This window comes from Streptomyces atratus, from assembly GCF_014648655.1.
In the GTDB taxonomy this organism is placed as follows: Bacteria; Actinomycetota; Actinomycetes; order Streptomycetales; family Streptomycetaceae; genus Streptomyces; species Streptomyces atratus.
The window spans coordinates 205,435-229,463 of sequence record NZ_BMRN01000001.1; the positions used below are offsets into that span (position 1 = coordinate 205,435).

The window sequence follows — 24,029 nt, forward strand, 5'->3', positions numbered from 1 at the left end:
TGACGGATGCGGGCGGGGTGGGCCGGGCGCTGGAGCGGATCGGGCGGGAGGATCCGCGCCTGTGCGCGTTCATCGAGGTGTGGCCCGAGAGGGCGCTCGCCGACGAGGATCGGGCACGGCGGCTTCCGCTGTCCGGTATGCCGTTCGCGGTCAAGGGGCCGGCCGGTATCCGCTCGTACGCGGCCCGGCGACTGGTCGCGGCCGGTGGCGTCCCGGTCGGCGCGACCTCGGTGCCCGGCCCCGGCACACCCTGGCAGACCTGGGGGCTGGGCGCACACGGCCGTACGGTCAACCCGTGGCACCCCGAGCGCACACCCGGCGGCTCCTCGGCGGGCTCGGCGGTGGCGGTCGCGGCGGATCTGGTGGAGCTGGCGACCGGCAGCGACGGGGCGGGGTCGGTACGGATTCCGGCGGCGTGGTGCGGGGTGTTCGGCCTGAAGACGACGAACGGCCTGCTGCCCTCCCCCGACCGGTCCGGGCTCGCTTCCGCCGGGGTGCTGACGCGTTCGGCGGCCCGGGCCCGGACCTATCTGAGCTGTGTCCTGGACAGCTGCGGACCGGCGACGGCGGACCTTCCGATCCCCGCTGTCTTCAGCCCCGATCTGGGGTACGCGGAGGTCGACCCGGAAGTCGGGTCGGTCGTCCGGCGAGCAGTGGGGCGCCTCGTGGCGGGCGGGGTGGTGCGGCTCGTGGACCGTACGTGCGAGCTGCTCGACCCGCGAGAGGCGTGGCAGGCGGTCCGGAGCGGGGAGCCGTCCCCGGCCGCCACGGAGATCCGCCGCGAGAACGACCTCCGGCTCGACGCCCTGTTCTCCCGCACCCCTCTGCTGCTCACCCCGACCACCCCCAACCGCCCGCACGGCCACGACGGTCCGGGCGATCTCTACTCGACCGCGCTGACCTGGGCGTTCAATCTCAGCGGGCATCCCGCCGCGAGTGTGCCCGCCGGGTTCACGGCGGACGGCTGCCCGGTCGGGCTGCAGTTGGCCGCAGAGCGCGGGGCGGACGTCCCACTGCTCGGGATGGCCCTTGCGGTGGAGAACGTGCTGATTACCGTGCGGTCATGACCCACATCGCCCGACAGATCGGCCATGAGCCGGCCCAGGTGAACAAGGCCCGCCTCGGATTCTCCCCGGACTCCCCCGAGCTGAAGGACTTCGTCGAGGCCCTCGACCCGGTGAACGCGGTCGCCGACCAGGCCGCCGGCTTCCTCTGGCGGCTGCAGAGCGAATCCGGCGACGCCACCGACGCAGAGGGAACCACCGCTCGCCGAACGCATCGCCCAGGGCCAGTCCTTCAAGGCTTCGGCGGGCGGCTGCGGAGCCTGTGGTGGGGGGCGGAGTCGTCATACGACCGGCGTGCGGCGTACATCCATTATGGCCCTGGAAAGTGCCCCGTTCCATCGTGCTGTCGAACGATCTCGAGCCGCTTTTCGCGCCCTACCGTGACTGCATGACCGTTCTTCACGTACGCGACCACGGCGGCCCCGACGACGGTGACCGGCCGGTCCTTCTTCTGCTCCACGCGGCCTCGCGTTCCCTCGCCGACTGGGACGCCGTCGCCCCGCACCTCACCGCCGGCCACCGGGTGCTCGCCGTGGACCTGCCCGGGCACGGCCGCAGCGCCGCCACGTCGTGGTCGTTCGGCGCGGTGCTGAGCGACCTGGACGAGACCCTCGGCGCCCTGGGGGTCTCGGGCGCCGTGGTCCCCGTCGGGCATTCGCTGGGCGGGATGGTCGCCGCGCTGTACGCCGCCGAGCGGCCGGACCTGGTGTCGGGGGCGGTGAACCTGGACGGCTTCTGGTGGGGCACGCCCGCGCAGTACCCGGGGCTGGACGCGGGCGAGGTGACGCGGCGGCTGGCCGAGATCGGGGACTTGGCCCGGGCGTCGGCGGGGCAGCAGATGCCTGCGCAGTACGTGGAGCAGCAGGCCACGTACAGCATGGGGCTGGGCATCCCCTACGAGCGGGCCGAGGCGTCGTTCCGTGCGAGTGTGCGGGAACTCGACGACGGCCGTTGGCAGTTGCTCCCGGAGCGGGAGTGCGCGCTGGAGATGCTGGATGCTCTGGACGGCCTCGATCTGTTCGCGCTGTTCCGCCGTGTCCCCTGCCCGTTGCTGCTGGTCCGGGCCCTGCACCGGGTGCCGCCGACGCCCGGCCTGGAGTGGCTGGACGAGCTGTTGGAGGCGTACGGGCAGGGCCTGGCCCGGGATCTGGCGGAGCTGGCGGCAAAGCGGGCGGGCGTCACGGCCCAGGGCATCGGGGCGACGCACGCGATGCTGCTGGAGGTTCCGGAACAGGTGGCCGAGCTGGTGCGGGGATTCGTCGCCCGGCTGTGAGTCCCCCGGGTCCCTGCCGGACGGCCGCTCTGCCCTCAGTCCTCGGACGGGCCGGTCCCGCCCTGCGCTATCGCCTCTTCGACCTCCGCGACCCTGGCCTGTTCCTCCGCCGCGAAACGGTCCCGGTCCAGTTGTTCGGCCAGTTCCTCGTCCTGGGCCATCAGCAGGTCCAGACTGGAGTCGCCGAGCTCGAAGACGCCCATGTCGACGTAGGCCTTCTGGAGCCGTTCGCCCCACAGGCCGATGTCCTTGACGCACGGCACTATCCGGCTGAACAGCAGCTTGCGGAAGAGCTGCAGAAACGGTGACTGCTCGGAGAGTTCCTCGGCCTCCTGCTTGCCGATGCCGAAGTTCTCCAGCACCTCGACGCCCCTGAGCCGGTCGCGCATCAGATAGCAGCCCTCGATGACGAACTCCTCGCGTTCGCGCAGTTCGGCGTCGCTCAGCTGCTTGTAGTAGTCGCGAAGCGCCATCCGCCCGAAGGCGACGTGCCGGGCCTCGTCCTGCATGACGTACGCGAGGATCTGCTTGGGCAGCGGCTTGTTCGTCGTGTCGCGGATCATGCCGAACGCGGCCAGGGCGAGGCCCTCTATGAGGACCTGCATGCCGAGGTAGGGCATGTCCCAGCGGGAGTCGCGCAGGGTGTCGCCGAGCAGGCCCTGGAGGTTGTCGTTGATCGGGTAGAGCATCCCGACCTTCTCGTGCAGGAACCGGCTGTATATCTCCGCGTGCCGGGCCTCGTCCATGGTCTGGGTCGCGGAGTAGAACTTCGCATCCAGGTCGGGGACCGACTCCACGATCCTGGCGGCGCAGACCATGGCGCCCTGCTCACCGTGGAGGAACTGGCTGAACTGCCAGGCGGTGTAGTGCTTGCGCAGCTCGCCCCGGTCCTTTTCGGTCATCTTCGCCCAGTGCGGCGTGTCGTACAGGGTGAGGACGTCGTCCGGGGTGCCGAGCGGGTCGGCGGGGTCGACCTCCAGGGACCAGTCGATGCGCTTGTTGCCGTCCCACTGCTTGTCCTTGCCCTTCTGGTAGAGGGCGAGCAGGCGTTCGCGGCCGTCGTCGTAGTCCCAGCTGAAGCGGGCGGCGCCGGAGGCGGGCACCTGCCACAGCGGTGTGTCGGGGGCGGTGGTGTAGAGGTCGTGTGTCGACACGGACGGCTCCTTCTCGCCTTGCATGCTCCGATAAGTTCCGTGGTGGTTGCGTCAGTTGGCAGGTTCACACGTTGGTAGACGCCGGGTCAACAAGTCGCGCGCAAGGGATTGACGGCCTTGCTGACGGAGAGTCTCATAAGAAATGACCGCCGGTAACCCATGTGTGAGGTGCCTCCAGCCATGACGACAGTGACCGAACGCGACGTGCAGTTGCTTCGCGATGCACTCGGCCCGCTCCGGGACCGCGAGCAGATCGCCGAGCGGCTGCTCGAATCCTCGGCCAAGCACTCCTTCGATCCGGACAAGGAACTCGACTGGGACTCGGCGATCGAGGACGGCAAGTGGTTCTGGCCGCCCGAGCTCGTCTCGCTCTACGACACCCCGCTGTGGCGGAGGATGTCCGAGGAGCAGCGGTCGGACCTGGCCAGGCACGAGGCGGCGTCGCTGGCCTCACTGGGCATCTGGTTCGAGATCATCCTCATGCAGCTGCTGGTCCGGCACATCTACGACAAGCCGGTGACCAGCAACCACGTCCGCTACGCGCTCACCGAGATAGCCGACGAGTGCCGGCACTCGATGATGTTCGGCCGCATGATCAAGTGGAGCGGGTCGCCCGACTACCCCGTACCGCGCGTCTATCACAACCTCGCACGCGTACTGAAGACCGTTTCCACCACGCCCGGTTCGTTCGCCGCGACCCTGCTGGGCGAGGAGATCCTCGACTGGATGCAGCGGCTGACGTTCCCCGACGAGCGCGTCCAGACGCTGGTGCGCGGTGTGACCCGCATCCATGTCGTCGAGGAGGCACGGCACGTCCGGTACGCCCGCGAGGAGCTGCGCCGCCAGATGGTGACCGCCCCGCGCTGGGAGCGCGAGTTCACCCGGGTGAGCTGCGGCGAGGCGGCCCGTGTCTTCTCCGTCTGCTTCATCAACCCGCTGGTGTACGAGAACGTCGGCCTGGACCGCCGCGAGGCCGTCGCCCAGGTGAAGGCGAGCGGCCACCGGGCGGAGATCATGCAGAGCGGCGCGAAACGGCTGACGGACTTCCTGGACGACATCGGGGTGCTGGGCGGGGTGGGACGCAGGCTGTGGAAGAGCTCCGGCCTGCTCGCCTGAGCCGACGCCCCGTTGCCCGTCCGGGCGGAGCGCTTAGGCTTCATGGCATGACCACTGCCGCGCCGCCGACCCGTGCGTACCGAAGGCTCAGCGTCGAGGAGCGCCGCACCCAGCTCCTCGGTGCGGCGCTCACCCTGTTCGCACACCGGGCCCCCGACGAGGTCTCGCTCGACGAGGTGGCGACGGTCGCCGGGGTCTCCCGCCCACTCGTGTACCGATACTTCCCGGGCGGACGGCAGCAGTTGTACGAGGCGGCGCTGAGGTCGGCCGCCGAGAAACTGATCCTGTGCTTCAGCGAGCCGCCGGTGGGGCCGCCCACCGAGCGGGTGCTGCGGGTGCTCGACCGTTATCTCGCCTTCGTGGACGAGCACGACGCCGGTTTCAGCGCACTGCTGCGCGGCGGGAGCGTCGTCGAGACCTCCCGTACGACCGCGATCGTCGACGAGGTGCGGCGGGCGGCGGCCGAGCAGATCCTGCTGCACCTGGGCCGGGGCGGCGCGGATGCGGGGGCCGAGCCCGGATCCCGGCTGCGGATGATGGTGCGCACCTGGATCGCGGCCGTCGAAGCGGCGTCCCTGATATGGCTGGACGAGGGGAAGCAGCCCGCCGCGGCCGATCTGCGCGACTGGCTGGTCGACCAGCTGATCGCACTGCTGGCCGCGACGGCGGCCACGGACCCGGGGACCGCGTCGGCGGTGGCGGAGCTGCTGCCTCTGGAGAACGCCGCAGGTCCGGCCGGGCGGCTGGCGGAACGGCTGATCCCGGTGGTCGGCGGGGCGGCCCATCTGCTGCCCGAGGGCTGATCGGTCAGACTGGGGCGGTGAGAAGCGAGAACACCCCCTTCACCGGCGGCCCCCTGGACGGGCGGGTCCTGCCCGTGCTCGTCGGCCCGACCGGCCATCCGCCCAAGTGGTACGAGGTCCCGGTGCCGGCCGCCGACGGCGGGCCCGCCACCGTGTACGCGTACCGCCGGGTGCCCGCCGGTCACTCCAAGCGGCTGGGGATTCCGCGGGGCTGGGTGTACGAGTACGCCCCCGAGGGACGTGCGCGGCACAGCCCCAAGTGGCCCTGGTCGAAGCCGGACTGAGGGCGCGGCACCCGGCGGGGCGCAGGCATCGGTCCAAGACCGACCGGCACATGGGGGGTGGGAGAAGGAGCGGGGCTGGGTGCGTGCAGCTGCAAGGCGGAGGAGGGAGGCAACGCGGAGCGTTGTCGACTGACGACAACGCCGCAGATGTGCGTGCCCAGCCCCGCGACGCCGCCCCCCATGTGCTGGTCGGTCTAAGATCGACGCTCTGGTGCCGGGCACTGTCAGCAAGGGGGTGCGCCATGGAGGCGCTGCGTCAGGACGATCCACGCCGCATCGGTCCGTACACCGTGCTGGCCCGGTGCCGCGAGACCGCGAGCGCCGTGCAGTACCTCGCGCACGACACGGCCGCGGACAGACCCGTGGTGGTCACCGCCGCCCGCCCCGAACTCGCCGCGCTGCCCGCCTTCCGGCGCCGCTTCCAGGCGGAGGCCCGCACCGCGGACCGGCTGGCCGGCGGCTGGGTCCAGCCGCAGCTCGACACCCCGGCCGATGACGCGGACGACGACCTTCCGTGGACGGCCGGCCCCTACGTACCGGCGCTGACCCTCTCCGAGGCGATCGAGCTCGTGGGTCCGCTTCCCGAGCGTGCCGTGCGGATACTGGGCGCGGGCATCGCCGAGACCCTCTCCCGTGTGCACGCCACCGGAGCCGTGCTCCAGGGCCTGGCTCCCGGGACGGTGCTGCTGGCCGAGGACGGCCCTCGACTCACCGCGTTCGGCCCGCTGGGCGCTGCGGTCGCTGCCGAGGCCCGGCCCGGCGGGCAGTTGTCCGTACGGCTCGGCTATCTCACCCCGGAACAAGTTGAGGGAGAGGAGCCCGGACCGGCCTCGGATCTCTTCGTGCTGGGCCTGCTGCTGGCGTACGCGGGGACCGGCACGACCCCGCTCGCCGAGGGCCCGGCCGCCGAGGGCGCCGAACGGATCGCCCGCACGGACCCCGAACTCGGCGCGGTCCCGGAGGAGTTGCGTGGCCTGATCGCCCGCTGCCTCGCGAAGGACCCGGCCGACCGGCCGAGTGCGGGAACGGTGGCGGCGGAGCTGGCCCTGGAGGGGGCGGCGGGCCTGGCCAAGGGCGACTGGCTGCCGGAGCGGTTGACAGCTGCGGTGACGGAACAGGAGGTGAGGGTCCAGGAGTTGGTCTCGGCCGGTCGTTCGGTGGATGCGCCGGCCGACGGGCCCGCCGACGGACCTGCGGACGCCGCACCATCGGGCGCACCGGCCGACGTGCCCGGCCGTGAACTCGCCCCCGCCCGGGACACCCGTACCACTCAACTGGGGGACATCGGGCGTCACGTCCCGAGGACCGACCGGCCCACGACCCAGCTGTCCGTACCGCTCGAACTCACCGCGCCCCCTGCCGCACCCGCCGCCGGGCTTCCTGCCGTGCTCCCGCCCGTCGCTGCGCCGCCGCCCCGCCCGCTGCCGGTCCCCGCGGCCCCCGCCCCCGCCCCGGCCGCCCCCGCCTCGCCCGCCGTCGGTCGGCGCAGCCTCTTCATCGGGCTCGCTGCCGGGGCCGCCGGGCTGGTGGTCGGCGGGGGTGGGGTGCTCGCCCTCGGGTCCGGTGACGGGGGGACGACGGACGATCCCAAGCCCGCGCCGAGCCGCAGCGGTCCCACCGTCGCGGGGCTGCCGCCTCAGCCGCGTTGGGTGTACACGCACCCGGCGGCCGAACCTCCGCCGCTCACCGCCGCCCTCTGGAACGGCCGGCTGCTGGTGCTGACCAGCGAGAACGGGGCGACCGGCGTCGATCTGCGTACCGGGCGCCGGGTCTGGGAGAACACGGACGCCGCCAAGGGACAGGCCGCACTGCCGGCCGGGCAGGATCTCTGTTTCGTCGCCGGTCCGTCCGAGTTCCTGTGGCTGTCGCCGAAGGACGGCAAGGTCGCGCACCGGGCGGGATACGCGGACGGGTTCACCGGGGCGCCGAACCTCGCGGTGTCGGGGGTCGTCGGCACTTTCGGACCGGTGGTCTGGTTCACCGGCTCCAACAAGGTCACGGTCAAGGCCCCGGCTCCGAAGAAGGGCAAGAAGCGGGGCAAGGACACTCAGGTCGTCAAGTCGTACCTCTTCGCCTACGACGTCCTGCAGCGCAAGGAGTTGTGGCGGACCACCGTGCCCACCGGGCGCGGACCGGCCGCCCCTGTCTACCGGCTGATCGCTGTCGGGCAGGACGACTTCGTCGTACGTCAGAGCACGGGCACGCTGACACCCGGCGATGTGAAGGCCGCCAAGGGGAAAGCCGTCTTCCGGGGCTTCGACCAGAAGACCGGAAAGCTGCTGTGGAGCAGGTCGTTCGGCACGATCGCGCCGGACGGGGCGGCCATGGGCGACGACCGGGGCCTGCTGTACGCGGCGGTGGGTGACGATCTCCAGGCCTTCGAGATCCCCGCAGGCAAGCCGAAGTGGACGCTGAACGGCACCACCGGGACCCCGTACGGGACCCCCGTCGCCACCGGAACGCTTCTGCACACCACCAACCGCAACCAGGAAGTGGGCGCCATCGAGCGGGAGACGGGGCGGCTGCGCTGGCGGCGCTCGACGGAGGCGGCACCCGGCACCGCCGCCCCCGCGGTGACGCTCAGCACGACCGGCAGGACGCTGTTGGCCGCGGACGGGGCCCAGGTCACCGCGTTCGCGGCACAGGACGGGCGACGCCTGTGGAAGTTCCAGGACATCGGGTCGCAGGACCCGAAGGGGCCCACAGTCACCGCTCCGTACCGGGTGCTGGCGGCCGGAAAAACCGCCGTCGTCCAGCGCGACCGGATCTTCTACGCCTTCCCGGTCGCCTGAGCGAAGGTCCAGGGGGGCCGCACCCGCCCACCGCCTTACGGGCGAACACGTCTGCCGCCACACCGCACGGTTCTTGCATCTGGTGACACCGAGTGACCGTATTTGATGCGCTCGCTCATGGGGAAGTCCCATGACTCGCCCCGTCACCGGAGGTGATGTCGTGTCAGGCGGAGTCCTGCGTGCGGTCTGCACTGCGACCCTGACCACGCTAGTCGTAACCTCACCGGCAGCCGCCGCACCCGGGGACCCGGGCCCCGCCGCGGGCCCCGCCGCGAGGTCGCCCGCCGCCCCTGCGGCCACGAACAAGAGTGTCGCCCAGCTGCTGACCGAGCTGCAGAAGCTGTACCGGCAGGCCGAGGAGGCCACCGAGACGTACAACGGGACCGCGGCGGAGCTGAAGAAGCGCAAGGCGCAGGCCAAGAAGCTCCATACCTCCCTCGTCGCCGCCCGGACCGCGCTGTCCGACAGTCACGACGAGGCGGGGCAGCTGGCCCGTGAGCAGTACCAGGGGCAGTCCGACATCTCCTCGTACATGCAGCTCCTGCTGGCCCGTGATCCCGAGCACTTCCTGGACCAGGAGCATGTGGTCCGGCGTGCGGCGGCCGGGCGGGCGGCCACTGTGAAGCGGCTCACCGGTGCCGAGAAGCGCGCCGACGACCTGGCGGCCGAGTCCCGCAAGGTGCTGAACCGGCAGCAGGCTCTGGCCACGAAGCAGAAGAAGCAGCGGGACGCGGTGCAGTCGCGGCTCAAGGCCGTCGAGTCGAAACTGGCCGCGCTCTCCGATGCGCAGCTCGCCGAGCTGTCCCGGCTGGAACAGCAGGGCACGGCGAAGGCTCAGGGCGCCCTGGCCGCCTCGGGCGCCCTGTCCTCGACCAGGTCGCCGTCCCGGGCGGGCGACGAGGCGGTGAAGTACGCGATCGGGCAGGTGGGCAAGCCGTATGTGTGGGGCGCGGAGGGGCCGGACTCGTTCGACTGTTCGGGGCTCACCTCGCAGGCCTGGGCGAAGGCGGGCCGGGTCATTCCGCGGACCTCGCAGGAGCAGTGGCGGCAGCTGCCGAAGGTGCCGCTCGACGCGCTGCGCCCGGGCGACCTGGTGATCTACTTCCCGAAGGCCACCCATGTGGCGTTGTACATCGGCGACGGCCAGGTGGTGCAGGCGCCCCGGCCGGGTTCGCAGGTGAAGGTCTCGCCGGTGGCGTCGAATCCGCTGCTGGGTGCCGTACGGCCGGATCCGCAGAGCGCGCCGCTGTCCGCGTACAAGCCGCTGCGGCTCCCGCAGGGTGCGTCCTCGGGCTCGGACACGGGGTACAGCTCGTCGTCGGCGCCCGAGCAGTAGCCGGCCGGGGCCGTGACGCCGCACATGACAGCCGGGCCGAGTCCCGTCGGATTTCCGACGGGACTCGGCCCGGCTGCTGCGGTCAGGCGGCCGATGCGGCCCCGGACACCTCGGCGAGGTACGCGTTCGTCTTCTCCGGGTCGAAGAAGAAGTTCTCGAAGTCCGCCGGGTTGTTGAAACCGTTGGCGAAGCGGTTGGCGACCGGCTGGAGCTGGCCGGCTGCGCCGATCAGGTTCAGCACGTGCTCCGGCGGAACGCCGAGCATCGCGTTGGTCCACTTCACGACGTGCTGCGTGTTCTCCCAGTGCCGGTCGAACGTGGCCTGCATCCACTCGGCGTCGAACTCGCGGTCGCCGTGCTCGAGAATCGAGTTCAGGTAGGAGTTCGCGCACTTGGAGGCCGTGTTGGAGCCCTGGCCGGTGACCGGGTCGTTGGCGACGACCACATCCCCCACGCCGAGTACCAGACCGCCGCCGGGCAGCCGGCCGATCGGCTTGCGGACGGTCGGGGCGTAGCGTCCCGCCAGGGTGCCGTTGGCGTCGGTCAGTTCGACCTTGGTGGCGCGGGCGTACTCCCACGGCAGGAACCGCTCCATGAGTTCCAGCGTCTTCGCGAGGTGCTCGGAGGGGTCCTTGATGCCCTGGAAGACGTCCAGCGGGCCGCCCGGGATGCCCTCCCAGAACAGGATGTCGGCGCGGCCGGACGTGGTCAGGGTCGGCATCACGAAGAGCTCGCCGACACCGGGGACCAGGTTGCAGCGAACCGCGTCGAACTCGGGGTGCTCGGGGCGCGGGCCCATGCCGTGGACGTACGCGACGGCCAGGGCGCGCTGCGGGGCGTCGAACGGCGAACGGGACGCGTCCCGGCCGAACATGGAGACCAGCTCGCCCTTGCCCGCGGAGACCATCACCAGGTCGTAGGTGCGGGAGAAGTAGTCCAGGTCGGAGACGGCGGCGCCGTGGATGACGAGCTGTCCGCCGCGCTGGGCGAAGGTCTCCATCCAGCCGGCCATCTTCACGCGCTGGTCGATGGACTGGGCGAAGCCGTCCAGCTTTCCGACCCAGTCGATGGCGCGGGAGGAGTCGGGCGCGGCGACAGAGACGCCGAGGCCCTCGATGCGCGGGGCCTGGGACTCCCAGAAGTTGAGCTGGTAGTCACGCTCGTACTGGAGCGCCGTGTCGAACATGCACTGCGTCGACATGACCCGGCCGGAGCGGACCTCGTCGGCAGTGCGGTTGGACATCAGGGTGACTTCGTACCCTCGGGACTGCAGTCCGAGGGCGAGCTGGAGACCGGACTGACCGGCTCCGACTATGAGTATCTTCCGCATCGCGGTTCTCCGTTACGTGTTGCCTGCGAGCTATGCCGGGGTGGCGTCGAGGGCGTGGCCGACGAGGGCCAGCAGCGACTCGACGACGGTGATCCTGTTGCGCGCGTCCATGATCACAACAGGCACGTGCGGCGGCACCGTCAGGGCCTCCCTGACGTCCTCCGCCTCGAACCCCGGCGTTCCTTCGAAGTGGTTGACGGCGACGATGTACGGCAGGCCGCAGCTCTCGAAGTAGTCGAGTGCGGGGAAGCAGTCGGCGAGCCGCCGGGTGTCGGCGAGCACGACCGCACCGATCGCGCCGCGCACCAGGTCGTCCCACATGAACCAGAAGCGCTGCTGGCCCGGTGTGCCGAACACGTACAGCACGAGGTCGTCGTCGAGCGTGAGCCGGCCGAAGTCCATCGCGACGGTCGTGGTGACCTTGTCGGGTGTCGCGGAGAGATCGTCGGTCTCCTCGCTGGCCTGGGTCATCATCGCTTCGGTCTTCAGCGGGGTGATCTCGGAGACCGACCCCACGAAGGTCGTCTTGCCCACGCCGAACCCGCCCGCGACCACGATCTTCGTGGCGATGGGGGCCCTGGTGTGGTCCAACTGCCAGGCCTGCAGCGATTCTTCGGCCTGGTCCTTGGCCCCCGGCCGGCGTGGGGCGAAGAGCGGCGACTCAGAGACGGCGGAGTCCATTGAGCACCCTTTCGAGCAGTGCGCGGTCGGGCTGGCCGGTGCCGTGACCGGTCCCGTACACGCGGATCTTTCCCTGGTCGGCCAAGTCGCTGAGCAGCACCCGGACCACGCCGAGCGGCATCTTCAACAAGGCGGAGATCTCAGCGACCGTGCGCATCCGGCGGCAGATTTCGACGATGGCCTGGAGCTCCGGCATGACACGGGTGGCCAGGTTGCCGTTGGTCAGCTCGCGGCGCTCCTCGGGCGCTTCGAGCGCGGCGACGAACGTCTCGACGAGCAGGACGTGGCCGAAGCGGGTGCGACCGCCGGTGAGCGAGTACGGACGGACCCGTGCGGGCCTTCGGTCGGACCCGCGGACGGGGAGCCTGCGGGCGGGTTCAGCAGCGGGCGTCACTGGGCGCTCTCCATCGATTTGCGCAGTTCACTGCGGAGTTCGGGGGTGAGTACGTGTCCGGCTCGGCCGACGAAGAGCGCCATGTGGTAGGCGATGACGCTCATGTCGCAATCCGGGGTGGCGTGCACACCGAGCAGCGAGCCGTCGCTGATCGACATGACGAAGACGCTGCCCTCGTCCATGGCGACCATGGTCTGCTTGACTCCGCCGCCGTTCATCAGTTTGGCGGCGCCGACGGTGAGGCTGCCGATGCCGGAGACGATGGTGGCCAGGTCGGCGCTGGAGCCCTTGGGGCCGTCCTGCCGACCGGTGTTCTGAGTGGTCAGATGGCCGGGGTCGGAGGAGAGCAGCATCAGTCCGTCGGACGAGACGACGGTGACCGAGTGGACCCCTGGCACCTCCTCCACCAGATTGCTCAGCAACCAGTGAAGGTTCCGGGCCTCGGTACTCAGCCCGAATGTGCTGGGCGCAGTCAACTGCGTGCCTCCTCGACTGTGTCCCCCGTCTCATCGGTTCGGCCGTCGCTACGGCCGGCCGGCTCGCTGTGCTCGGTATGTGCGGTGCGCCCGGCGCGTGCGGGGGTTCCGGGGAACGGCTGGGTCGCGGTGATCTCGGCGATCTCCGCCTCGACGTCCCGGCGGCCGTCCTTCGCGCCCTGGTGGAAGCCGCCGAGCCGACGGCGCAGCGCTTCCTTGTCCAGGCTGCCCTTGCGCTCGGCGCTGGGTGCCGTGGTGGGCTTGACGACCTTGGGGGTGCGCTTGGGCAGCCCCTTGTCCGTGATGCGCTCCTGCTGCGGCTGTGAGTGCTGCTCCGGCTGCCGGGGGCCGGGCAGGGCGTCGGCGACGGGCGCGGGCGCGGGGGCCGGGGCAGGTGCGGGGGCCGGGGCAGGTGCGGGAACGGGGGCGGTGTACGGCTCCGGGGCGGTGTACGGCTCCGGGGACTCGTCGGCTGTGCGCTCGTGGCGGTCGGGGCCGATGACGTACGGGTCGGGCGCCGTGAACTCCGGGGCGTCCGCGAACTCCGGAACCACCGGGAGCCGCACCTGCATCGTGGTCTCGGCCTCTGCTGCGACCGGAGCGGGTGCGGGGGCGTGGCCCGCCGCGTGCCCGGGCACGGGCCCGGGCTCCGGAGCGGCCCCGGACTCGCGGATCGTCTGCTCGGCCGCGGCGATCAGCGGGTCGCCGGCCAGGGCGAGCGTACGCCCCGGCAGTGAGTTGGAGTTGGCCTCGGCGACCGACCCCGGCAGGTTCAGCACGGGAGCGTCCCCGGGAACCTGCACCGGCGGCGGTGTGGCGGCCGGTGGCGCCTTCGGCAGCAGGGCCTGGGGCAGGACGACGACCGCCGTGACCCCACCGGTGCCCTTGTGGTCGCGCAGCTGGACCCGTACACCGTGGCGCGCGGCCAGCAGTGAGGTGACCTGGAGGCCGAGCCCGGCCCCGTCCGCACTCTGCTCCCCCGCCTCGAACAACGTGGGGTCGCCGAGCCGGGTGTTGAGCTCGCCCATCCGTACGGCGGACATCCCAATGCCCTCGTCCTGGACGGAGAGCATCACCTCGCCGGTCTCCAGCAGCCAGCCGGAGAGCTGGACATGGGAGTCCGGCGGTGAGAAGGAGGTCGCGTTCTCCAGGAGTTCGGCGACGAGGTGGCTGAGGTCGTCCGCGGCGAAACCGGCGATCTGGGCGTGCGGCGGCAGGGACTGGATGGTGACCCGCTCGTACCGCTCGATCTCGGAGACGGCCGCACGCAACACGTCGACCAGCGGGATCGGGCCCGCGTGCCCGTGCCCGTGCTCGGCGCCGGCGAGGACCAGCATGTTCTCGCTGTGGCGGCGCATGACCGTGGCCATGTGGTCGAGCTTGAAGAGGGTGGCCAGCCGCTCCGGGTCGTGCTCCCGCTCCTCCAGGCTCTCGATGACACCGAGCTGACGCTCGACGAGGCCGAGGGTGCGCAGCGAGAGGTTGACGAAGGTGTGGTGGACCGTGTTCTTCAGCCGCTCCAGCTGGGCGGTGAGGTCGGAGGCCGTGACCTGGAGTTCGGCGCGCTGGAGGGTGAGGGCCTCGCGTCCGGCGATCAGTTCGGCACGCTCGGTCTGCAGGCTCTCGAAGCGGCCGTTGAACTCGTGGAGCAGTCCGTGCAGCTGGCCGTGCAGGGTGTTGATGGACCGTACGACCTGGGCGAACTCGTCGTTGCGGCCGGTGTAGCGGATCGGTTCGGCAGTGGCGGGTTCCGCGGCAAGGCGGGCGGCACCGATCCGCAGGACGGCGAGCGGCTGGGTGAGGGTGCGGGCCACGGCGGTGGAGACGCCGACGGCGACCAGCAGACAGCCGCCGAGCAGTGCGATCCGCAGTTCGAGTGCGGTGACGTCGTCGTCGCGCAGCTGCTCCAGGCGCTGGACCTGTGCGGTGCCGAGGGCGGACTCGGCGCCCCGCATCCGGTCGATTCGGGCGGAGAGTGCCGCCTCGACCTTCTTGCTGTTCGCCTTCTGGTCGGTGTCCGACAGCTCGGGGCGGTCGGTGAGGGTGTTGAGGTACTTCTCGGCGCTGTTGACCTCGGGCCCGGTGACGGTGGACGACAGCTTGTCGCGGGCGGTGGAGCCTGCGGCCTGGTCGAAGTCGGCGAGCGAGGAGAGCTCGCGGACCCGGGCCTGCTGGGCGGCGGCGCTCAGCTCGTCACGGGTGCGGTCGTCCTTGCTGCCGCCCTCGTCCTGGGCCTGGACGGGCAGCCCGGTGATCGGGTCGATCTGCGGGGTCGTGACCTTGCGGGGTACGGAGAGCGCTGCGATCAGCAGTCCGCGGGTGGCGGAGGCCTGCTCGGTGGCCCGGCCGAGGGCGAGCGGGGCGCGGGTGGACTCGGCGGCGCGCGGCGGGGTCTTCTCGGCGAGCTCGTCGGCGAGGTCGTGGAGCTTGGCGATGACCTCGGAGTACGCCTGATGGGCCTCCAGCGCGGTGCCCTTGCCGCTGAGCGCGTCGCGGCGCAGGGAGGGAATGGTGGAGAGGTCGCGGCGCAGTGCGGCCGGGGCCGCACCCCTGATCTCGTCCACCTGCTGGTCGACGCGGGCGCTCCGGCTGCCAGGTTCGCCCTTGCCTTCCGCCGCGGGCCCGGGCTTCCCGTCACGGCCGGCCGCGATGTAGGCGGTGACCTCGTCACGCTCGTCCGCGAGGGCATGCGCGAGCGCGATGGCCTGCTGGTTCAGCTCGGCAAGGGTGACCAGCCGCTGCGAGTCGTTCAGGTCGGAGGAAGCACTGAGGGCCGCGGGTGCGCCCGCGGCGATGACAGTGATACCGACGACCGCGACACCGGCAACCAGCCGGCTGCGTACTCGCACGGTGCGCCGGGTGCTCTCGCTCTCGGCGGGTGCCGGAGGCGTCACCCCGGAACCACTGTTCTTGCTGCCCTTGCTCCGAGGCCGCTTCTTCTGCACCGGTGCTCGCATTCTTGACTCGTCCGCCCTTGAAGCAGAGGTGACGCACGGTCACATATGAACGAGCGCCCCGTCCCCTGGTACGGCTTCTGACCATTCCAGCGCTTTTGAGAGGGGGGCGCGCATCAGCCACTCCGCCACCTGAACGAGTCAACATCACTCCGGAGTTGACGAACAAGTCTCCCCCGGGGGCGCGTCCGGCACACCTGGGCCGTCGGTTGGAACTTCCGCCCAGGCTTTGGCAGGATGCCCGCCCGCACACCGCACGGAGCCTTTCCTTCCACTCCGGACACCCGCCTGACCTGCCGGTACAGGCCAACCATGGGCAGTGCAGGGCTCGTGAAGGCGTCGTGCAGACTGGCTGTATGCGAATCGAACTCGCCACCGTCGCCGGCAGCGCTGAACGACCGAACGAGGACTGGGCCGCCACCGCGCTGCCCGCTTCCGGCCAGGGCGGGACACTGATCCTGCTCGACGGAGTGACTCCGCCGCAGGGTGACGACGGTTGTGTGCACTCGGTCCCCTGGTTCACCGCACGGCTGGGCGGCTCACTGGTCGAACTGTCCGGTTCGCGACGGGATCTGACTCTCCAGGAGATCCTGGCCGAGTCCATTCGGCACACCGCCGATACACATCGCTCCTCATGTGACCTTTCTCACGCGAGGACGCCGCAGGCCACGGTCGTCATGGCACGCTGGGACGAACGCGAGATCGAGTACCTGGTGCTGTCCGATTCCGCACTGCTGTTCGAGGCGCCCGACGGAACCGTGCACCCCCTCCTCGACGACCGGCTGGACCGCCTGCCGCCGGGCTCTCTGGCCGACGAAGCAGTCACCGACGCGCAGGTACGCAACAAGGAGGGCGGCTTCTTCACCGCCGCCGCCGACCCTTCCGTGGCAGCCCGCGCGGTCATCGGGCGCACCCCGCTCGGCCAGGTACGGGCGCTGGCCGCGCTGACCGACGGGGCGGCCCGCTGGACCGAGATGTTCCGTGCCGGCGACTGGGCGGACTGCCTCGGGGTGCTCCACAAGGAAGGCCCGCAGGGACTGATCGACCGCGTCAGGGCGCTGGAGGACGCGGACTCGGAGCGCACGTATCTGCGCCGCAGCAAGACCCACGACGACGCGACGGCGGTCTACGCGGTGCTGTGACGGCACACCGGGGAGGGCGGGCCGGGGTGTCAGCCCTCGGCCCGGGCGTTCAAGTGGTGCAGCAGCCGGGCCAGTTCGGCCACCTCGGCCCGGTCCCAGTCGGCGAGCTTGCGCACATAGCGGTCGCGTCGGGCGTCGCGGACGCTGCGGTAGCGGGCCAAGCCCTCGGCGGTGAGGTGGACGAGGGAGGCCCGGCCGTCGGCCGGATCGGGCTCGCGCGCCACCAGCCCGAGGGCCTCCAGGGCACGCAGTTGACGGCTCATGGTCGCCTTGCCGACCCCGAAGTAGGCCGCGAGATCGGTGGCCCGCTGCTGCCCGGCCGACTCCAACCGTACGAGAAGTCCGTACGCGGCGGCCTCCAGTTCGGGGTGGACCTCGCGCGCCATTTCCCCGGAGTTGGCCCGCGCCCGGCGCAGAAAGACGGCCAACTCCCGCTCCAGGGCAAGGAATGCGTGGTCCACACCACTTTCTCCGCTCGCGCCGGGTTCACTACCGCTTTCGCTCCCGTGCACGTCAACACCCCTCATGAGCTTTCCTGCCGCTGAAAGTTTCTTTCGCCGCTGGTCATCGCCGCAGCTTGGTCAGTATTTCGCAGGCGTAGACCAACGGCAGCACCCAGGCCCCCTTCCGCAGCGCGGGTCTACGTGCGTAGCTTCATGCGTGGCATGTTCACACCATGACATGCCCGCAGGGGTTCGCCCGGCGTCCCCCTGGGATCAGCACGTCCCCCCACCAAGGCCTCGGAGGCACTCACATGCCGGTGCTCAGATCCAGATCCGGAACATCCCGCCGCTCGCGCTTCGCCGCGGCCGGCACCCTGCTCGCAGCCCTCTCCCTCCTCCTCACCCTGCCCGGCGCGGCGAGTGCCGCGGGCACCCACGACACCGCCGCCGCGGCCAAGAAGCCCGCGCGCGGCACGGCCACGATGGGCATGGGCGTCGTCGCCCACGACGGCCAGGGCGGACTGCCGCGCGACACCCGCGCCGTCCAGACCGAAGGCGTGGACGTCAGCAGCCACCAGGGCAACGTCGACTGGGCGACTCTCTGGAACAGCGGCGTGAAGTGGGCCTACACCAAGGCCACGGAGGGCACGTACTACACGAACCCGTACTTCGCCCAGCAGTACAACGGCTCGTACAACATCGGCATGATCCGGGGCGCGTACCACTTCGCCACCCCGGACACCACGAGCGGCGCCGTCCAGGCCAACTACTTCGTGGACCACGGGGGCGGCTGGTCGAAGGACGGCAAGACCCTGCCCGGCGTGCTCGACATCGAGTGGAACCCGTACGGCGCGCAGTGCTACGGCAAGACCCAGGCAGGCATGGTGTCCTGGATCCGTGACTTCGTGAACACCTACAAGGCGCGCACCGGACGCGACGCGGTCATCTACACCGCGACCAGCTGGTGGCAGACCTGCACCGGGAACAATGCGAGCTTCGGCGCCACCAACCCGCTGTGGGTGGCCCGCTACAACACCACGGTCGGCGAACTCCCGGCCGGCTGGAGCTACTACACGATCTGGCAGTACACCTCGTCCGGCCCCTACGTCGGCGACCACAACCACTTCAACGGCGCCCTCGACCGCGTACAGGCCCTCGCCAACGGCTGAGCCGGCCTGCCGCGCCCGCCCGGTCCGACGCTTCGCACAGCAGAGCCCCGGCGACCCACCCAGTCGCCGGGGCTCTTCCCTGTTCACACACCCTGATCAGGCATTTCACCCTCCGAGCCGACAATGAAGGCTCTCTATACACCTGGCGTATACGCCGTGTGTATAGTCCTTCCCTGCCGCACGCCGTGCGCCTTGTTCAGCTACGGAGGAGTGACCCGCCTTGTCCATGAAGACGAAGTCGATCGGTACGGGGTTGGCCGCCGCTCTTGTGACGGCGCTCACCCTGACGCTGAGCGGCTGCTCCATGCAGACCACCGCGCCGGCCTCCGCGCGCGGCGACGCGGGCTCCGACGCCAAGGGCTCCTTCGGCCCGGTGGACTGCCGCAAGGCGAAGTGCATAGCCCTGACCTTCGACGCGGGACCGGGCGAGGACACCCCGCATCTGCTGGACATCCTCAAGGAGAAGAAGGTGCACGCGACCTTCTTCCTGCTGGGCAAGAACCACGTCAAGAAGCACCCAGACACCCTGCGCAGGCTCGCCGCCGAGGGGCACGAGGTGGCCAACCACACCTGGACCCACGAGATCCTGACGGACAAGAAGCCCGCCGAGATACGTGACGAGCTGGAGAAGACGCAGGACGCGATAGCGGAGATCACCGGCAAGAAGCCGCGCCTGATGCGCCCGCCGCAGGGCCGTACCGACGACACCGTCTCGGACATCAGCAAGGACCTGGGGCTCTCCCAGATCCTGTGGAGCGCGACCGCCAAGGACTACTCCACGACCGATTCGGCGCTGATCAAGAAGCGCATCCTGGACCAGGCGAGCCGGGACGGCATCATCCTGCTGCACGACATCTACAAGGGGACGGTGCCCGCCGTGCCGGGCATCATCGACGCGCTGAAGAAGCAGGGCTACACCTTCGTCACCGTCCCGCAGCTGATGGCACCCGCGGAGCCGGTCCCGGGGACCATCTACCGCCCCTGAGCCGTACGTCCCGAAAAGCGAGGCCCCCAGACGCACGCGGAACGGCCCGCCCACCCGTTGCCGGGAAGGCGGGCCGTCCGTACCGGTCGCGCACGTGGTGCCACGCCCGTCACGCCGTGGCGCCTACGCCGCGGCCGGGATCCTCTCCTCGGGCCTGGCCGCGGAGGCCGGGGCGAGGGCGATCTCCAGCACCTGGCGGACGTCCGTCACCGGGTGGACCTCCAGGGTGTCCAGGACCTCGGCCGGGACATCGTCCAGATCGGCCTCGTTCCGCTTCGGGATCACCACGGTGGTGATCCCGGCCCGGTGCGCGGCCAGCAGCTTCTGCTTCAGGCCGCCGATCGGCAGCACCCGTCCGGTGAGCGAGACCTCACCGGTCATCGCCACATCCGTACGGACCAGCCGTCCGGAGAGCAGCGAGGCCAGTGCAGTCGTCATGGTGATGCCGGCGCTCGGGCCGTCCTTCGGGACCGCGCCCGCCGGGAAGTGGATGTGCACGCCGCGGTCCTTCAGATCCGCGACCGGCAGCTCCAGCTCCGCGCCGTGCGACCGCAGGAAGCTCAGCGCGATCTGCGCGGACTCCTTCATGACGTCGCCGAGCTGACCGGTGAGGGTCAGTCCGGACGCCCCGGTCTCCGGGTCGGCCAGCGACGCCTCCACGAACAGCACGTCACCACCGGCACCGGTCACCGCGAGTCCGGTGGCCACACCCGGCACCGCGGTGCGGCGCTCGGCCGGGTCCTGGGCGGACTCGGGGACGTGGTGCGGCCGGCCGATCAGACCGCGCAGATCCGCTTCGGTGACCGTGAACGGGAGTTCCCGGTCGCCCAGTTCGTGCTGGGCCGCGACCTTGCGGAGCAGCCGGGCGACGGCCCGCTCCAGATTTCGTACGCCCGCTTCACGGGTGTACTCGCCGGCCAGCTTGCGCAGCGCGGACTCGTCGAGCGTCACCTCGTCCTTCTCCAGGCCGGCCCGCTCCAGCTGGCGCGGGAGCAGGTGGCCGCGGGCGATGACGACCTTCTCGTCCTCGGTGTAGCCATCGAGCCTGACCAGCTCCATACGGTCGAGCAGGGCCTCCGGGATGGCTTCGAGCACATTGGCCGTCGCCAGGAAGACGACATCGCTGAGGTCGAGTTCGACCTCCAGGTAGTGGTCGCGGAAGGTGTGGTTCTGCGCCGGGTCGAGAACTTCGAGGAGGGCGGCGGCCGGGTCGCCCCGGAAGTCGGAGCCGACCTTGTCGATCTCGTCGAGCAGGACGACCGGGTTCATCGAACCGGCCTCCTTGATGGCCCGGACGATACGTCCCGGCAGGGCACCGACGTAGGTACGCCGGTGGCCGCGGATCTCCGCCTCGTCCCGCACACCGCCGAGCGCGACGCGGACGAACTTGCGGCCCATGGCGTGCGCGACGGATTCACCGAGCGAGGTCTTGCCCACGCCCGGCGGACCCACCAGCGCCAGCACGGCACCGCCGCGCCGCCCGCCGACGACGCCGAGACCACGCTCGGAACGCCGCTTGCGTACCGCCAGGTACTCGGTGATCCGCTCCTTCACGTCCTGCAGGCCCGCGTGCTCGGCATCGAGGATCTCCTGGGCGCCGCGGATGTCGTAGGCGTCCTCGGTCCGCTCGGTCCACGGCAGTTCGAGGACGGTGTCGAGCCAGGTCCTGATCCAGGAGCCCTCGGGGCTCTGGTCGGACGAGCGCTCCAGCTTGTCGACCTCCTTGAGGGCGGCCTCACGGACGTGCTCGGGAAGATCGGCGGCCTCGACGCGGGCCCGGTAGTCGTCGGACTCGTCTGCGCCGGAACCAGGACCACCGTTGAGCTCGGAGAGCTCCTTCCGTACGGCTTCGAGCTGGCGCCGCAGCAGGAACTCGCGCTGCTGCTTGTCGACGCCCTCCTGGACGTCCTTGGCGATGGACTCGGCGACGTCCTGCTCGGCAAGGTGTTCACCGAGCCACTGGATGGCGAGCTTCAGCCGGGCTACCGCGTCCACGGTCTCCAGGAGCTGCACCTTCTGGGCAGTGGTGAGGAAGGGTGAGTAACCGGAATTGTCGGCGAGCGCGGAGATGTCCTCGATCTGCTGGACCCGGTCCACGACCTGCCAGGCGCCGCGCTTCTTCAGCCAGCTGGTGGCGAGCGCCTTGTACTCCTTGACCAGCTCGGCGGCGGCTCCGGGGAGCGGATCGGGGACGACCGCGTCGATCTGTGTCCCTTCCACCCAGAGCGCGGCACCCGGTCCGCTGGTCCCGGCCCCGATCCGTACCCGGCCACGGCCGCGGATGAGCGCGCCCGGATCCCCGTCCGAAAGCCGTCCGACCTGTTCGATGGTGCCGATGACACCGGTGCCGGTGTACGTCCCGTCGATCCGCGGCACAAGAAGCACCTCGGGCTTGCCGCCGCCCTCGCGGGCTGCGGCCTGTGCGGCTTCCACGGCGGCGCGCACATCGGTGTCGGACAGGTCCAGAGGCACCACCATCCCGGGCAGCACCACCTCGTCGTCGAGCGGCAGCACGGGCAGGGCGAGCGGAGTGACCGCATGGGACTCGGTAGCCATGATCTCCCCTTCGGCAGTCAAGTTGAGTTATGCAGACTCAATGCTCCTGAGCCGCCCATTGTTCCCCGGCGCATGTTCGCTGTGAGCGATCGACTGAATGCGCTCGCTCCGCAGCGCCCGGCCCGATCCGCCCTTTACGTAGCGGAGAACTCCGCAAGCGTCCGCTTTAATCCGACGGCGTTCCCGGCTTCGATCCGCCGGGGTTCCCGGCCCGAAAAGGCATTTGCCACCGCTCGTACGGTCTTCTCGTGACGGACATCGACGGCTTGCTCGCGCCCCATGACGAGCAGATGCGCGGAGCAGGCGAGAAGGCCCCCACACCCCCGACCATCGCTCCTGTGACCGCACCGGCCCGGCGCAGCAGCAGGGCGCCGGCGGACGGCCCCAGTTGGTGAGGGGCGCCGAGGTCGAACAGATCGCGCAGCAGCATCGCACCGACCCCGCCCAATGGCGTGAACCACATGAGCCACGTGTGAACCGACTCGGGTCCGGTGCTCGATAGAGGGAGTGTGAGCCTGTTGCGCCCCTCGGGGGAGGACCGAAATGACGACGACGCGCTGCTGCGTGCCGTCGCGCAGGGGGATACGGCGGCCCTGGCGACGCTCTACGACCGGCACGCCGGCTGGCTGCTCGCCCGGCTGAGCAGACGGTGCGCGGATACCGAGACCGTGCGGGAAGTCCTTCAGGACACCTTCGTGACGGCCTGGCGCTCCGCCGGATCGCACCGCGGGGGGCAGATCGGCGGCTGGCTCTGGGTGATCGCCTCGCGCCGACTGGTGGACGCGCAGCGGGTCCACGCCCGCGCCGGTCTCGCCGCACAGGCCGAGGCCGAGCGGGCCGGGAGCAAGGAGTGGGCAGCCGCCGCGCCGTCCGCCGAGGATCGGGTGCTGGCCGGCCTGGAGTACGGGGATGTGGGCGCCGCACTCGACCGGATCTCGCCGGAGCTGCGCGAGGTCCTGCGCGCGACGGTCATCGACGGGCTGACGACCCGTGAGACGGCCCGGCTCCTGGACATACCGGAAGGAACGGTCAAGACACGGGCGATGCGGGCCAGACGCGAGCTGCGCGCCGCGCTGGAACTGCTGGCACCGCAAGCCGGTCCGCTGGGAGGCACGGCATGAGGGGAGGCGACGGCATGACCCACTGGCATGTGGGTGGAGAGCTGGCCGAGCGGTACGCAGCCGGTTCGGTGGCGGAGACGGACGCCTGGTCCCTGGAGAAGCACGTGGAGACGTGCGGGGGGTGCGCGGCACGGGTCTCGGCGGCGGTACGGGCACGGCAGGAGGCGGTGGTGCTGCTGGACGGGGTGCGGGCGGGGGTGCTGGCCGCGGTGGCGGCGGGAGAGGCACCGGAGAGCGGGCCCGTCCGGAGCAACCAGGTCCGCTTCCTCGCGTCCGCAACCGGGGCCGTCCTGAACGGTCGCGTCCGCCTTCCCGGGTCCGCCACCCGCGCCGGGCGTCTGCTGTGGGCCGCCGGACCCGCGCTGCGCGGTGCGTGGCTGCTGGCGCTGGTGCTGGTGGCCGTGGGGGCCCTCGCTCTCGCGTACGGGGCCGGGCTCGGCGCGGCCACGCGGCCGCTGCTCCTCGTCATCGCGCCGGTGCTGCCGCTCGCCGGAGTCGTCGTCTCCTACGGACGGCACACGGACCCGCTGCACGAGATCACCGCCGCCACCCCGTCCGGCGGGCTGCGGCTGCTGCTGACCAGAACCGCCGCGGTGCTCGGCGTGAGCATCCCGGCACTCACCCTCGCCGGGGCCGCGCTTCCCGCGTCCGCCGCGGGGCCGGGCCCGGCGGCATGGCTGCTGCCGGGGCTGGCGATGACGCTGGCGGCGCTCGCCCTCGGTTCGTACGTCGGCTGCCGTACCGGCGCCTCGTCCGTCGCCGTGGCCTGGGCTGCCGCCGTGCTCCTCCCCGCCTTCGCCACCTCCCCCCTGGAGATCGGCAAGCCGGCGGCCGAGGCCGCGAAGTACTTCGCAGGGCCCGCCGCACAGGGCGGCTGGGCGGCCGGGGCGCTGGTGTGCGCCGCGCTGCTCGCCGCACGCCGTAGATCCTTCGACCATCTGGAGACGTTGTGAGCG

The 24,029-nt window shown here is 71.0% G+C and carries 21 protein-coding genes and 1 pseudogene; 14 read left to right on the forward strand and 8 right to left on the reverse strand.

What is annotated here, in order from left to right:
• Positions 1-17 precede the first annotated feature (17 nt).
• The 3 genes and pseudogenes from IEZ15_RS00825 to IEZ15_RS00835 all read left to right on the forward strand — a co-directional run bounded on the left by IEZ15_RS00825 (position 18) and on the right by IEZ15_RS00835 (position 2,337).
• The gene (locus tag IEZ15_RS00825) at positions 18-1,067 is read left to right on the forward strand and encodes an amidase family protein (RefSeq protein ID WP_189273916.1); all 1,050 of its coding nucleotides are present in this window, start codon (positions 18-20) and stop codon (positions 1,065-1,067) included.
• Positions 1,064-1,249, forward strand: a pseudogene (locus IEZ15_RS44380) (DUF3291 domain-containing protein); the annotation flags it as partial. The gene IEZ15_RS00825 and the pseudogene IEZ15_RS44380, both read left to right, overlap by 4 nt.
• Positions 1,250-1,452: 203 nt before the next feature.
• The gene (locus tag IEZ15_RS00835) at positions 1,453-2,337 is read left to right on the forward strand and encodes an alpha/beta fold hydrolase (RefSeq protein WP_189273393.1); all 885 of its coding nucleotides are present in this window, start codon (positions 1,453-1,455) and stop codon (positions 2,335-2,337) included.
• Positions 2,338-2,372: 35 nt separating this feature from the next.
• Here IEZ15_RS00835 and IEZ15_RS00840 read toward each other — a convergent pair whose 3' ends face one another.
• Complete coding sequence (locus IEZ15_RS00840) at positions 2,373-3,491, reverse strand: ferritin-like domain-containing protein (RefSeq protein ID WP_189273395.1); 1,119 nt, start codon at positions 3,489-3,491, stop codon at positions 2,373-2,375.
• A 180-nt stretch (positions 3,492-3,671) separates the two neighbouring features.
• Here IEZ15_RS00840 and IEZ15_RS00845 point away from each other — a divergent pair, with 180 nt between their 5' ends.
• The 5 genes from IEZ15_RS00845 to IEZ15_RS00865 all read left to right on the forward strand — a co-directional run bounded on the left by IEZ15_RS00845 (position 3,672) and on the right by IEZ15_RS00865 (position 9,822).
• A complete protein-coding gene (locus IEZ15_RS00845; protein WP_189273397.1) occupies positions 3,672-4,607 on the forward strand; it encodes an AurF N-oxygenase family protein in 936 nt (311 codons plus the stop codon).
• A 47-nt stretch (positions 4,608-4,654) separates the two neighbouring features.
• Positions 4,655-5,410, forward strand: coding sequence for a TetR/AcrR family transcriptional regulator (locus IEZ15_RS00850; protein ID WP_189273399.1), 756 nt, complete (start codon positions 4,655-4,657; stop codon positions 5,408-5,410).
• Between the two features lie 17 nt (positions 5,411-5,427).
• Positions 5,428-5,694, forward strand: coding sequence for a DUF8847 domain-containing protein (locus IEZ15_RS00855; RefSeq protein WP_114246624.1), 267 nt, complete (start codon positions 5,428-5,430; stop codon positions 5,692-5,694).
• 242 nt (positions 5,695-5,936) lie between these two features.
• Positions 5,937-8,486 carry an outer membrane protein assembly factor BamB family protein gene (locus tag IEZ15_RS00860; RefSeq protein WP_189273401.1) on the forward strand — a complete coding sequence of 850 codons (2,550 nt, stop codon included), beginning with the start codon at positions 5,937-5,939 and terminating at the stop codon, positions 8,484-8,486.
• A 160-nt stretch (positions 8,487-8,646) separates the two neighbouring features.
• Positions 8,647-9,822, forward strand: coding sequence for a C40 family peptidase (locus IEZ15_RS00865; protein ID WP_229845674.1), 1,176 nt, complete (start codon positions 8,647-8,649; stop codon positions 9,820-9,822).
• 82 nt (positions 9,823-9,904) lie between these two features.
• Here IEZ15_RS00865 and IEZ15_RS00870 read toward each other — a convergent pair whose 3' ends face one another.
• Genes IEZ15_RS00870 through IEZ15_RS00890 form a run of 5 tightly spaced genes read right to left on the reverse strand, consistent with a single transcriptional unit; the run spans position 9,905 to position 15,648 of the window.
• Entirely contained in the window at positions 9,905-11,152 is a 1,248-nt protein-coding gene (locus tag IEZ15_RS00870; protein WP_189273405.1) for a styrene monooxygenase/indole monooxygenase family protein, read from the reverse strand.
• A gap of 30 nt (positions 11,153-11,182) precedes the next feature.
• Positions 11,183-11,833, reverse strand: coding sequence for a GTP-binding protein (locus tag IEZ15_RS00875; protein WP_114246620.1), 651 nt, complete (start codon positions 11,831-11,833; stop codon positions 11,183-11,185).
• A complete protein-coding gene (locus IEZ15_RS00880) occupies positions 11,814-12,227 on the reverse strand; it encodes a DUF742 domain-containing protein (protein ID WP_037689183.1) in 414 nt (137 codons plus the stop codon). Before IEZ15_RS00880 ends, IEZ15_RS00875 begins: the two co-directional genes overlap by 20 nt.
• Entirely contained in the window at positions 12,224-12,703 is a 480-nt protein-coding gene (locus IEZ15_RS00885; RefSeq protein WP_093894418.1) for a roadblock/LC7 domain-containing protein, read from the reverse strand. The genes IEZ15_RS00880 and IEZ15_RS00885 overlap by 4 nt, the downstream gene beginning before the upstream one ends.
• Entirely contained in the window at positions 12,700-15,648 is a 2,949-nt protein-coding gene (locus IEZ15_RS00890) for a sensor histidine kinase (protein WP_189273918.1), read from the reverse strand. The genes IEZ15_RS00885 and IEZ15_RS00890 overlap by 4 nt, the downstream gene beginning before the upstream one ends.
• Positions 15,649-16,013: 365 nt before the next feature.
• Between IEZ15_RS00890 and IEZ15_RS00895 the strand changes: the two genes are divergently transcribed.
• A complete protein-coding gene (locus IEZ15_RS00895; protein WP_189273407.1) occupies positions 16,014-16,799 on the forward strand; it encodes a protein phosphatase 2C domain-containing protein in 786 nt (261 codons plus the stop codon).
• A gap of 29 nt (positions 16,800-16,828) precedes the next feature.
• Here IEZ15_RS00895 and IEZ15_RS00900 read toward each other — a convergent pair whose 3' ends face one another.
• Positions 16,829-17,326 (reverse strand): MarR family winged helix-turn-helix transcriptional regulator, encoded by a 498-nt coding sequence (locus IEZ15_RS00900; RefSeq protein ID WP_373302469.1) that lies wholly within the window; start codon positions 17,324-17,326, stop codon positions 16,829-16,831.
• Between the two features lie 227 nt (positions 17,327-17,553).
• On the opposite strand from IEZ15_RS00900, the gene IEZ15_RS00905 reads away from it, so the two are divergent.
• Positions 17,554-18,411, forward strand: a complete 858-nt coding sequence (locus IEZ15_RS00905) for a lysozyme (protein ID WP_114246617.1) — start codon at positions 17,554-17,556, stop codon at positions 18,409-18,411.
• A 226-nt stretch (positions 18,412-18,637) separates the two neighbouring features.
• Complete coding sequence (locus IEZ15_RS00910) at positions 18,638-19,396, forward strand: polysaccharide deacetylase family protein (protein ID WP_189273920.1); 759 nt, start codon at positions 18,638-18,640, stop codon at positions 19,394-19,396.
• Positions 19,397-19,519: 123 nt separating this feature from the next.
• On the opposite strand, the gene lon is transcribed toward IEZ15_RS00910, so the two are convergent.
• Positions 19,520-21,952: an endopeptidase La gene (lon, locus tag IEZ15_RS00915; RefSeq protein ID WP_189273410.1), complete on the reverse strand. Its 2,433-nt coding sequence runs from the start codon at positions 21,950-21,952 to the stop codon at positions 19,520-19,522.
• 248 nt (positions 21,953-22,200) lie between these two features.
• On the opposite strand from lon, the gene IEZ15_RS00920 reads away from it, so the two are divergent.
• The 3 genes from IEZ15_RS00920 (at position 22,201) to IEZ15_RS00930 (ending at position 24,026) form a co-directional block, all read left to right on the forward strand.
• Positions 22,201-22,347 carry a hypothetical protein gene (locus IEZ15_RS00920; protein ID WP_189273412.1) on the forward strand — a complete coding sequence of 49 codons (147 nt, stop codon included), beginning with the start codon at positions 22,201-22,203 and terminating at the stop codon, positions 22,345-22,347.
• 114 nt (positions 22,348-22,461) lie between these two features.
• Positions 22,462-23,073 (forward strand): RNA polymerase sigma factor, encoded by a 612-nt coding sequence (locus IEZ15_RS00925; protein ID WP_189273414.1) that lies wholly within the window; start codon positions 22,462-22,464, stop codon positions 23,071-23,073.
• A gap of 14 nt (positions 23,074-23,087) precedes the next feature.
• Positions 23,088-24,026: a zf-HC2 domain-containing protein gene (locus tag IEZ15_RS00930; RefSeq protein ID WP_189273415.1), complete on the forward strand. Its 939-nt coding sequence runs from the start codon at positions 23,088-23,090 to the stop codon at positions 24,024-24,026.
• Positions 24,027-24,029: the final 3 nt, after the last annotated feature.